This window comes from Streptomyces sp. NPDC048353 (assembly GCF_055587165.1).
Map to the genome: position 1 here is coordinate 434,266 of NZ_JBVJGU010000007.1, position 10,165 is coordinate 444,430.

10 protein-coding genes and 1 pseudogene are annotated in these 10,165 nt (G+C 73.9%); 2 read left to right on the forward strand and 9 right to left on the reverse strand.

Annotated elements, in window-relative coordinates:
- Positions 1–61: 61 nt before the first annotated feature.
- The 3 genes and pseudogenes from ACZ6RC_RS26095 to ACZ6RC_RS26105 all read right to left on the reverse strand — a co-directional run.
- The gene (locus ACZ6RC_RS26095; protein ID WP_391144444.1) at positions 62–964 is read right to left on the reverse strand and encodes an NAD kinase; all 903 of its coding nucleotides are present in this window, start codon (positions 962–964) and stop codon (positions 62–64) included.
- On the reverse strand, positions 961–1,776 hold the full coding sequence (locus ACZ6RC_RS26100; protein WP_469587466.1) for a TlyA family RNA methyltransferase: 816 nt from the start codon (positions 1,774–1,776) through the stop codon (positions 961–963). The genes ACZ6RC_RS26095 and ACZ6RC_RS26100 overlap by 4 nt, the downstream gene beginning before the upstream one ends.
- Positions 1,777–1,783: 7 nt before the next feature.
- Positions 1,784–2,128: pseudogene (locus ACZ6RC_RS26105) on the reverse strand (hypothetical protein); the annotation flags it as partial.
- Between the two features lie 210 nt (positions 2,129–2,338).
- Here ACZ6RC_RS26105 and ACZ6RC_RS26110 point away from each other — a divergent pair.
- The gene (locus tag ACZ6RC_RS26110; RefSeq protein WP_391144438.1) at positions 2,339–2,686 is read left to right on the forward strand and encodes an SCP2 sterol-binding domain-containing protein; all 348 of its coding nucleotides are present in this window, start codon (positions 2,339–2,341) and stop codon (positions 2,684–2,686) included.
- 106 nt (positions 2,687–2,792) lie between these two features.
- On the opposite strand, the gene ACZ6RC_RS26115 is transcribed toward ACZ6RC_RS26110, so the two are convergent.
- The 4 genes from ACZ6RC_RS26115 to ACZ6RC_RS26130 all read right to left on the reverse strand — a co-directional run bounded on the left by ACZ6RC_RS26115 (position 2,793) and on the right by ACZ6RC_RS26130 (position 7,199).
- Positions 2,793–3,746, reverse strand: coding sequence for an ABC transporter ATP-binding protein (locus ACZ6RC_RS26115; protein ID WP_391144435.1), 954 nt, complete (start codon positions 3,744–3,746; stop codon positions 2,793–2,795).
- A 47-nt stretch (positions 3,747–3,793) separates the two neighbouring features.
- The gene (locus ACZ6RC_RS26120; RefSeq protein ID WP_391144432.1) at positions 3,794–4,828 is read right to left on the reverse strand and encodes a FecCD family ABC transporter permease; all 1,035 of its coding nucleotides are present in this window, start codon (positions 4,826–4,828) and stop codon (positions 3,794–3,796) included.
- Positions 4,825–5,880 carry a FecCD family ABC transporter permease gene (locus tag ACZ6RC_RS26125; RefSeq protein ID WP_469587471.1) on the reverse strand — a complete coding sequence of 352 codons (1,056 nt, stop codon included), beginning with the start codon at positions 5,878–5,880 and terminating at the stop codon, positions 4,825–4,827. The genes ACZ6RC_RS26120 and ACZ6RC_RS26125 overlap by 4 nt, the downstream gene beginning before the upstream one ends.
- A 251-nt stretch (positions 5,881–6,131) precedes the next feature.
- Positions 6,132–7,199 (reverse strand): HAD-IIA family hydrolase, encoded by a 1,068-nt coding sequence (locus ACZ6RC_RS26130; protein WP_391144427.1) that lies wholly within the window; start codon positions 7,197–7,199, stop codon positions 6,132–6,134.
- Between the two features lie 87 nt (positions 7,200–7,286).
- Here ACZ6RC_RS26130 and ACZ6RC_RS26135 point away from each other — a divergent pair, with 87 nt between their 5' ends.
- Positions 7,287–8,573, forward strand: coding sequence for a DUF1015 domain-containing protein (locus ACZ6RC_RS26135; protein WP_391144425.1), 1,287 nt, complete (start codon positions 7,287–7,289; stop codon positions 8,571–8,573).
- Between the two features lie 59 nt (positions 8,574–8,632).
- Here ACZ6RC_RS26135 and ACZ6RC_RS26140 read toward each other — a convergent pair whose 3' ends face one another.
- Together ACZ6RC_RS26140 and ACZ6RC_RS26145 are read right to left on the reverse strand one after the other, a co-directional pair.
- Entirely contained in the window at positions 8,633–9,433 is an 801-nt protein-coding gene (locus ACZ6RC_RS26140) for a tetratricopeptide repeat protein (protein ID WP_469587510.1), read from the reverse strand.
- A partial coding sequence (locus ACZ6RC_RS26145) for a hypothetical protein (protein ID WP_469587513.1) occupies positions 9,373–10,165 on the reverse strand: 793 nt, incomplete at its 5' end. The genes ACZ6RC_RS26145 and ACZ6RC_RS26140, both read right to left, overlap by 61 nt.

Consider the following 10,165-nt stretch of genomic DNA (forward strand, 5'->3'; position numbering starts at 1 on the left):
CGGGGAGTCGGCCGACCGTGTCTGTCACCCGTGGGAGTGGGCGGTCCGGGGCGGGGCAGGCTCAGTGGGGGGCGCCGCGCCAGCCCGACACGGGCAGGGCGAACTTCGCCACGAGCCGGTCCGTGAAGGACGCGTGGTGCAGCCGTGCGAGGCGTACGGGCACGGCCCCGCGCCGCACCTCCACCCGCGCCCCGGCGGGGAGTTCCACGGTCCGCCGTCCGTCGCACCACAGCACGCCGTTCGGGGTGTGCGGCTCGACCTCCACGGCGAGCACCGACTCCGGGGTGGTCACCAGCGGCTTGGCGAAGAGGGCGTGCGCCCCGATCGGCACCATGAGCAGCGCCTCGACCTCCGGCCAGATCACCGGTCCGCCGGCCGAGAAGGCGTACGCCGTGGAGCCGGTGGGAGTCGCGCAGATCACTCCGTCGCAGCCGAAGCCGGTCACCGGACGCCCGTCGATGGCGAGGACGACCTCCATCATGCGTTCCGGGGAGACCTTCTGGACGGCCGCCTCGTTCAGCGCCCAGTCCCGGTGCAGCACGTCGCCGTTCTCGTACACGACGACGTCGAGGGTCATCCGCTCCTCGACCTCGTACGCCCGTGTGACGACCCGGTCGACGACCTGGTCGAGGTCGTCGCGCTCGGCCTCGGCGAGGAAGCCGACCCGGCCCAGGTTCACCCCGAGCATGGGCACGCCCGAGGCGCGGGAGAGCTCGGCTCCGCGGAGCAGGGTCCCGTCGCCGCCGAGGACGACGATCAGCTCACAGCCGTCGAGCGCGTCGGGGTGCGCGTCCGGCACCATCTCGACCGACGGCGGCAGCGGCAGGTCGGCCGCCTCCGCCTCCAGGACGCGCACCCCGATCCCGCTGCGGAGCAGTCCCAGGACGACGAGTTCGGCGCTGCGCACTGCGGCCGGCCGGCCGGTGTGTGCGAGCAGGAAGACGGTACGCGTACCTGTGTTCAACGAGGTCCCTCCGCCACGGCGCGGTCGACATCCGCCGGATCGAGCGCGGGCGCCCCGGCCCGCAGCCACAGAAAGTACTCGACGTTGCCCGAGGGGCCCGGCAGCGGGCTGGCCGTGACGCCGAGGACGCCGAGGCCGAGGTCGCCCGCCTGGCGTGCCACGTTCCGTACGGCCTCGGCCCGCAGTTCGGGGCTGCGGACGACGCCGCCGGTGCCGAGGCGCTCCTTGCCGACCTCGAACTGCGGCTTGACCATGAGCACGAGGTCGGCGCCGGGGGCGGTGCAGGCCGCCAGCGCGGGCAGGACGAGGCCGAGCGGGATGAAGGAGAGGTCTCCGACGACGAGGTCGACCGGCTGCCCGTCGATCGCCTCCACCGTCAGCTCCCTGACGTTGGTGCGGTCCTTGACGGTGACGCGCTCGTCGCTCTGCAGCGACCAGGCGAGCTGACCGTAGCCGACGTCGACCGCGACGACGTGCGCGGCGCCCGCCCGCAGCAGGACGTCGGTGAAGCCGCCGGTGGACGCCCCGGCGTCGAGCGCCCGGCGGCCTTCGACCTTCAGCCCCAGCGGCACGAAGGCGGCGAACGCGCCGGCCAGCTTGTGGCCGCCCCGGGAGACGTAGTCGGGGTCGTCGTCGTCCTGGGCCACGACGATGGCCGCGGCGGTCTCGACCTGCGTGGCGGACTTGGTGGCGACGGTCTTCCCGACGGTCACCCGCCCCGCGGCGATCAGCTGGCCGGCGTGCTCGCGCGAGCGCGCGAGCTTGCGGCGTACCAGCTCGGCGTCGAGGCGGCGGCGTGCCACTCCTGCCACGTTCGGTTCAGCTCCTGTGGTCGTACGGATCGGATGACGGGTTCGGTCCGGGGCGCACGGCGTCGAGCGAGGTCAGCTCGTCGCGCAGCCCACGGTGTACATCCTCGTACACCTCCAGGTGTCCGTCCGCCGTGAGGTGGTCGAGATCGCCGAGCCGCCCGAGGACCCCGTCTACGCCGCCGTGTCCGGTCGCCTCCCGCGCCACCCCGAGGGGCGCGGGCCCGGCGGGCCCGAAGTCCGCGTCGGCGAGGGGGGCGGTGAGGCCGGGACGGGGGCCGTCGGGCCGCGCGGCGCCGGGACCGGAGGGCTCAGGGGCAGCCGGGTGCGCGGTCGCGGGGCGGGGAGCCTCGGGGCGCCCGGCCTGAGGGGCGCCGGTCTGCGCGGTCGCGGGGCGGGGGCCGTCGGGGCCCGCTCCGTCGGCGTCCGGTCGCGGCGGGGACGGTGGTACGGGCTCCGGCTCCCGGTCGGTCGCCCGCTCCGGGCCCGGCGCCGGCGGCGGTTCCGGCATGACGTCGTTCATCCCATGACGCTATCGCGAAGCCCTGGGGTAACGTCGATCATGATGGCCACGATCACGGAGTGCCGGAGCGCACTCGACAGACTTTCGGACAACCTGGCGCGGGCGAACGGCGAGGTCCGCGGCGCCGCCGCGCTCGACCGCACCCTCAGCTGCCACATCACGGACCTCGACACGACGTTCACCGGCCGCCTCGAAGGCGGCCGGATCGAGGTCGAGGACACGGTGGAGGGCCCGCCGCCCGCCAAGGCGCAGATCCGTCTGGCCATGACCGGCGACGATCTCGTGGCGATGGTGGCCGGCGAGCTGAACTTCGCCAAGGCCTGGGCCTCCGGCCGGGTCAAGCTGGAGGCCGGCCTCCGCGATCTGCTGCGGCTGCGGTCGTTGCTGTAGCGGGGTCGACACCGGCCCACGGGCCATCGGACACCGCGGTCTCCCGGGCGCCGCGTGCCCGCCGGTCGCCCCCTGCCCCGGCCGCGGGCCCCTGACCGCGGGTCCCTCAGCCCCCGGTCTTCACGTCCCCGGCCACCGGCCCGCCGCCCGCCGGCCCACCGGCCGGACGCCCCCGTCCCCGCGCCTTTCGCCCCGCGGGCACCACCAGCGGGGTCCCCGTCTCCGGGTCCTCGATGACCTGGCAGCGCAGTCCGAAGACCCGCTCGACCAGCTCGGCGGTCACGACCTCGGACGGCGGCCCCTCCGCGACCACCTCGCCGTCGCGGACGGCGATCAGGTGGGTGGCGTAGCGGGCGGCGTGGTTCAGGTCGTGCAGGACGGCCACCAGGGTCCGGCCCTGCGTCTCGTGCAGCTCGGCGCACAGGTCGAGGACGTCGATCTGGTGCTGGATGTCGAGGAACGTCGTCGGCTCGTCAAGCAGCAGCAGCGGCGTCTGCTGGGCGAGCGCCATCGCGATCCAGACCCGCTGGCGCTGACCGCCGGACAGCTCGTCGACGTACCGCTCCCCCAGCTCGCCGACCCCGGTCGCGGCCATCGACTCCTGGACGATCCGCTCGTCCTCCGGGGACCACTGCCGCAGCAGGCCCTGGTGCGGGTAGCGACCGCGCGCCACCAGGTCGGCGACCGTGATGCCGTCGGGCGCGAGGGACGACTGGGGCAGCAGCCCGAGAGTCCTGGCGACCTTCTTCGCGGGCATCGTGTGGATGGTCTGCCCGTCGAGCAGCACCCGGCCCCGGCTGGGCTTGAGCATCCGGGAAAGGGCGCGCAGCAGGGTCGACTTGCCGCACGCGTTCGGCCCGACGATGACGGTGAAGGAGTTGTCGGGGATCTCGACGGACAGGTCCCGGGCGATGACCCGCTGGTCGTAGGCGAGCGTGACCGAGTCGGCGCTGAGCCGCTGCGCGGGCGCATCCGGCCGGGACCGGGCCGGGCCCCCCGCCCGGATCGGCGCGTCTGTCGCCGTCGCTGTCGGCGTCCCGGTGCGCGTCTGACCGTGCATGCCCGTACTCCTGCTCCTGTGGTTCCGGTCGTGGTTCGTGTCCGCGCTCACAGCCGGCCCGCCTTGCGTTCGGTGACGAGCAGCCAGAGCAGATAGCAGCCGCCGAGGATCCCGGTCACGACTCCGACCGGCAACTGGCGGTCGCCGAAGGCGTTGGTGGCGGTCCAGTCGGCGATCAGGAGGAGGGCCGAGCCCATGAGGGCGGAGACGGCGAGGTTGGGGCCCGGGGCCCGCGTCAGCCGGCGGGCCAGCTGGGGGGCGCTAAGGGAGACGAAGACGATGGGGCCGGCGGCGGCCGTCGCGACGGCGACGAGGAGAACGGCGGAGCCCATCAGCACGATCCGGGTCCGTTCGACCCGCACCCCGAGCGCGAACGCCGCGTCGTCGCCCATCTCCAGCATGCGCAGCGACCGACCGTGCGCGAGGACCAGCGGCAGCAGCAGACAGCAGACCGCGAACAGCGGCCGGAACTGGGTCCAGTCGCGGCCGTCGAGCGATCCGGTCATCCACACCACCGCGCGCGTGGCGTCGACCAGGTCGGCCTTGGTGATCAGGTAGTGGATGACGGCGGTGAGCATGGCGGCCGCGCCGATGCCGACGAGGACGAGGCGGTAGCCGTGGACCCCGCGCTTCCAGGCGAGGAGGTAGATCGCGGCGCCGGTGACGAGACCGCCGACGACGGCTCCGCCCGCGGCGGCGAGCGCGTCGCCCTGGAAGAGCACGATGACGGTGAGCGCGCCGACGGTGGCGCCCTGCCCGAAGCCGATGACGTCGGGGCTGCCGAGCGGATTGCGGGAGATCGACTGGAAGACCGCGCCGCCGATGCCGAGCGCGGCCCCGACGAAGACGGCAACGAGGATACGCGGCAGCCGCAGCTCCATGACGGCGAACTCCTGCACGGCGGTCCCGTCGCCGAACAGGGTGGTGACAACGTCGCGGGGGGCGATGGGGAAGTCGCCGGTGCCGAGGAGGACGACGGCGGCGGCGAGGGTGAGCACGAGCAGCCCGAGCACGGAGACGGCGACGCGGGGCTCGTAGCGTACGGAGAGCCCGCCGCCGGTCCGTATCGACTTGGTGGTCACAGCTGGGCCATCCTCTTGCGGCGGACGAGTCGGATGAAGACGGGGCCGCCGACGAGCGCGGTGACGATGCCGACCTGGAGCTCCGAGGGGCGGGCGACGAGCCGGCCGATCACGTCGGAGCCGAGGAGCAGGACCGGCGCGAGCACGGCGGCGTACGGGAGGATCCAGCGCATGTCGGGGCCGGTGAGGGCGCGGACGAGGTACGGGACCATCAGCCCGATGAAGACGATGGGGCCGCAGGCGGCCGTCGCCGCGCCGCACATCAGGGTGACGGACACCATGGCGATGACGCGGGTGCGGTTGAGGTGGGCGCCGAGGGCGCGGGCCGTGTCGTCGCCCATCTCCATGGCGTTGAGGGGCCGGGAGATGAGCAGGGCGAGGACGACGCCGACGAGGATGAACGGGGCGACCCGGCGCACGGTCTCCATGTCGGCGGAGGCGAGCGAGCCGACGGTCCAGAAGCGGAGCCGGTCGAGGGCCGCGGAGTTCAGCAGCTGGACGGCGTTGACGTAGCCGTAGAGCGCGGCGGTGGCGGCGGTTCCGGCGAGCGCGAGACGCACGGGTGTGGCGCCGCGGCTGCCGCCGAGGACGTACACGACGACGGAGACGACCGCGGCGCCGAGGAAGGCGAACCAGACGTAGTCGGAGACCTCGGTGATCCCGAGGAAGGCGATCGCGGAGACCACGGCGGCGGCGGCGCCGGCGTTGACGCCGAGGAGGCCGGGTTCGGCGAGGGGGTTGCGGGTGAGGCCCTGCATCACGGCGCCGGACAGGCCGAGTGCGACGCCGACGAGCAGACCGAGCAGCGTCCGGGGCACGCGTACGTCACGGATGATGACGTCGTTCCCGGTGCCGGTGTTCTGGAACAGGCCGTGCCACACATCGCCGAACGGCACCGGTTTGGCGCCGATCATGATGCTCAGGACACAGACCAGCAGCAGGACGCCGACGGCCGCGACCAGTCCGACGGCGCGCAGGGAGTTCCGGCGCGTCGGCGTCTGGGCGGGACTCGTCTGCTCCGCGCTCGCGACGGAGGGGCTCTCGACCAACACGGCAGTTAGGTTAGCCTAGCCTGCCATCGCGACCGTCTCCCCGGTATGCCTGCCCGACGGCCCGAAGCCGCAGGTCCGCGCCGCCCCGATACCCCCGCCGGGGCCGCCGGCGCCCCGCCCGGTCCCCGGAGCCAGGGGCCACCGGCACCCCGCCCGTCGCCAGAGCCGGGGCCGTGAAGCCCCGCCCCGGCGCCCCGGTCAGCTCCCGCCGCCTCCGCGACGCCCCGTCACCGCCCCAGCCCTCACAGCCGTCACAGCTGTCCCAGTCTTTCGAGCGCCTTCCCCGCGTCCAGACCGCACGCCCCGGCGCCCGCCTGGGACCAGGCGGCCGCGCACAGCGCCCGCACCCCGTCGAGCGGGTCGTCGCCCTCACCGTCGAGCACCAGCGCACCCCCGCTCACGGACGCCGTCCAGCCGCCGCACACGAAGCCGCCGGCGTCCGTCCCGGCGACCTCCGGCTGCCCGGTCAGCAACCCCCGCAGATCCGCGTCGACGTACGTCGGCCGGTGCTCCGGCACCGCCGCGAGGAGCTGCGCCACGTCCGTCACGCCGGTCAGGACGAGGAGCGAGTCCACTCCGCCGTTGAACGCCCCCTCGATGTCGGTGTCCAGCCGGTCCCCCACGACCAACGGCCGCTTCGCCCCGGTCCGCAGCACGGTCTCCCGGTGCATCGGGGGCAGCGGCTTGCCTGCCACCTTCGGCTCGGCGCCGGTGGCGATCCGCACGACCTCCACGGCCGCGCCGTTCCCCGGCCCGATGCCCCGCGCCCCGGGGATGGTGAGGTCGGTGTTCGACGCGTACCACGGCACGCCCCGCGCCACCGCGTAGCTCGCCTCCGCGAACCGCCCCCACGGCAGCTCCGGGCCCCCGTACCCCTGGGCCACGGCCGCCAGGCCCTCCTCGTCCGCCGACTCCACCGGCTCCAGGCCCCGCTCGCGCAGCGCCACCCGCAGCCCTTCCCCGCCGATGACCAACACCCGCGCGCCCTGCGGCACTTCGTCGGCGATCAGCCGGGCCACCGCCTGCGCGGAGGTGATGACGTCCCCGGCCTCGGCGGGGACCCCCAGCTCGGTCAGATGCGCCGCCACCGAGTCCGGCGTCCGCAGCGCGTTGTTGGTGACGTACGCGAGGTGCATGCCGCCGTCCCGCGCGGCGCCCAGCGCCTCCACCGCGTGCTCGATCGCCTCCCCGCCCGCGTACACCACACCGTCCAGGTCCAGCAGCGCCGTGTCGTACACCTCGCTCAGCGGTCGCTCGCTGCCGTCCGGGCGCTGCCTGCCCTGCCGGCCCGGGCCGCCGCCGGTCTCGCCGTCACCCATGTCCTCGTACTCCTCTGCATCGCCGCGCGGTACTCCCCCGCTGCCCCCGATCATCGCTCATAGCCACCGCCCACTTACGATTGCGTAATGAACACCTCAGGTCTCGCGGCCGATGACGTCCGCGCCGACGGTCTGCGTCTGCTTCCCTTCCGGGGACTGCGCTACGTCCCCGAACGGGTCGGCAGTCTGGCCGCCGTGACCTCTCCGCCGTACGACGTCGTCGTACGACCCGACGGGCTGCTCCACCTCGAGTCCGCCGACCCCCACAACATCGTCCGGCTGATCCTCCCGCAGGCGATCACCGCCGGCACCCGCCACCGCAAGGCCGCGGTCACCCTGGACCGCTGGCTCGCCGACGGCGTCCTGGCCCCCGACCCGGTACCCGCGCTGTACGTGTACGAGCAGCACGGCGACGGCATCCTCCAGCGCGGGGTGATCGGTGCCCTGGAACTGTCCGAGCCGGCGGCGGGCGTCGTGCTGCCCCACGAGGACGTGATGCCGCACATCGTGGAGGACCGGGCCGCGCTGATGCGGACGACGGCCGCCAACCTGGAGCCGCTGCTCCTCACGTACCGGGGGGACGGCGACGCCGCCGCGGAGGTGATCGAGCGGACCGTCCAGGGCGAACCGCTGCTGTCCACGACCACGGAGGACGGTTTCTGCCACCGGCTGTGGTCCATCACCGACCCGGCCGATCTGGCGGCGGTCAGCGCGGGCCTCGCCGACCACCAGGCCCTCATCGCGGACGGCCACCACCGCTGGGCGACGTACCTCAGGCTCCGCGAGGAGCACGCCTCCCCGGGCCCGTGGAACTACGGTCTGGTGCTCCTCATCGACACCGCCCGCTATCCCCTGCGGGTACGCGCCATCCACCGTCTGCTGAACCGTCTTCCCGTCGCCGACGCGGTCGCGGCCCTCGGCGACGCCTTCCGCGTCCGCCGCGTGGAGGGGCCACTGCCGGCGGCCATGGAGGCTCTCGCCTCCGCCGCGTCGGAGGGCAACGCCTTCCTCCTGGCCGGCGACGGCGCGTTCCATCTCGTGGACCGGCCGGCTCCGGAGCTGCTCGCCCGCACGGTCCGCACGGACCGCCCCGAGGCCTGGCGCACCCTGGACGCGACGGTCCTGCACGCCGCTCTCCTCGATCACGTCTGGCGCATCCCGGACGCTCCCGAGGACATCGCCTATATCCACGACACCGAGGCCGCCGTCGAACAGGCCGAGCGCCGGAACGGCACGGCGGTTCTGATGCATCCGGTCCGTGAGGAGGTCGTACGCGACCTGGCACGGCAGGGCGTCACCATGCCCCGCAAGTCGACGTCGTTCGGCCCGAAGCCGGCGACAGGCCTGGTCCTGAGAAGCCTGGCACTGGACTAGGAGGCTCGGGGTACGAAAAAGGGCGGCACCCGGTGGGTGCCGCCCTTCTTCATACGAGGTCAGGCCTGGCGGCCCTCGTCGTCGCCCTCGTCGTCCTCGTCGTCGTCGAGGTCGTCGTCGAGATCGTCCGCCTCGTCGACGGGCGCGATCTCGACCACCGTGTCGGCGTCGGTGCCGGGCTCGTCGATGACGTCCACGAACTCGACGCCGTCCAGCTCGGCGAGCCGGTCGGAGGCGTCGGTCGCCCCGTCCTTGTCGGCCTCGAGCGCCTTGGCGAACCACTCGCGGGCCTCGCCCTCGCGGTCGGCGGCGAGGAGCGCGTCCGCGTAGGCGTACCGCAGCCGTGCGGTCCAGGGGTGTACGGCGGTGGAGGCGAGCTCGGGGCTCTGCAGGGTCACGATGGCGGCGTCGAGCTGCCCCATGTCCCGGCGGGCGCCGGCGGCGACGAGCCGCATCTCGACCTGCCCGGCCTTGTCGAGCTTCTGCGTCTCGGGCTCGCCGGCCATGGCCAGCGCCCGCTCGGGGCGGCCCATGCCGCGCTCGCAGTCGGCCATGACGGGCCACAGCTCGACGCCACCGGTCATCCGCCGTGCGGCCCGGAACTCGGCCAGCGCCTCGGAGTACTTCTGAGTCGCGTACGCGGCGAAGCCTGCGGCCTCGCGCACGGCGGCGACGCGGGAGGCGAGGCGGAGGGCGATGCGGGAGTACGCGTACGCCTGCTCCGGGTCCTCGTCGATCAGGTTGGCGACCATGACGAGGTTGCGCGCGACGTCCTCGGCGAGCCCCTTGGGCAGGCTCATCAGCTCCTGGCGGACGTCCTGGTCGATCTCATCACCGGTGACCTCCTCGGGGATCGGCAGCCGCTTGATCGGCGCCCGGTCCGGACGGTCCCGGTCCCGGTCGTCCCGGCGCCCGTACCCACCCCGGTCGTCCCGGCCGCGGTAGCCGCCGCCCCGGTTGTCGTCGCGCCGGTCGTCGCGCCGGAAGCCGCCACCACGGTTGTCGTCCCGACGGTCGTCCCGGCCGCGGTAGCCGCCACCGCCACGGTTGTCCCCACGGTCATCGCGCCGGAACGGCAGGCGCTCGCCACCACGGCTGTCGTCCCGGCGGAACGAGGGACGGTCGTCACGACGCTCATCCCGGCGGAAGCCACCGCCCCGGTTGTCATCACGCCGATCGTCACGCCGGAACGGCGGACGCTCGCCACCACGGCTGTCGTCACGACGGAACGGCGGACGCTCACCGCCACGGTTGTCGTCACGACGGAAGCCACCGCCACCGCGGTTGTCGCCACCACGGCTGTCGTCACGGCGGAAACCACCGCCGCCGCGGTTGTCCCCACCACGGTCATCGCGACGGAAACCACCGCGGTCGTCACGACGGTCGTCACGCCGGAACGCCGGGCGCTCGCCACCACGGTTGTCATCACGACGGAACGGCGGACGCTCACCACCGCGGCTGTCGTCACGACGGAAGCCACCGCCGCCGCGGTTGTCGCCACCACGGCTGTCGTCACGGCGGAAACCACCGCCGCCGCGGTTGTCCCCACCACGGCTGTCGTCACGGCGGAAACCACCGCCGCCGCGGTTGTC

Excerpts from the sequence above, each read along its gene's own strand:
- ACZ6RC_RS26110 (WP_391144438.1), top strand. The coding sequence starts at position 2,339 with ATGGCCACGATCACGGAGTGCCGGAGCGCACTCGACAGACTTTCGGAC.
- ACZ6RC_RS26130 (WP_391144427.1), bottom strand. The coding sequence starts at position 7,199 with ATGGGTGACGGCGAGACCGGCGGCGGCCCGGGCCGGCAGGGCAGGCAG.
- ACZ6RC_RS26115 (WP_391144435.1), bottom strand. The coding sequence starts at position 3,746 with ATGCACGGTCAGACGCGCACCGGGACGCCGACAGCGACGGCGACAGAC.
- ACZ6RC_RS26135 (WP_391144425.1), top strand. The coding sequence starts at position 7,287 with ATGAACACCTCAGGTCTCGCGGCCGATGACGTCCGCGCCGACGGTCTG.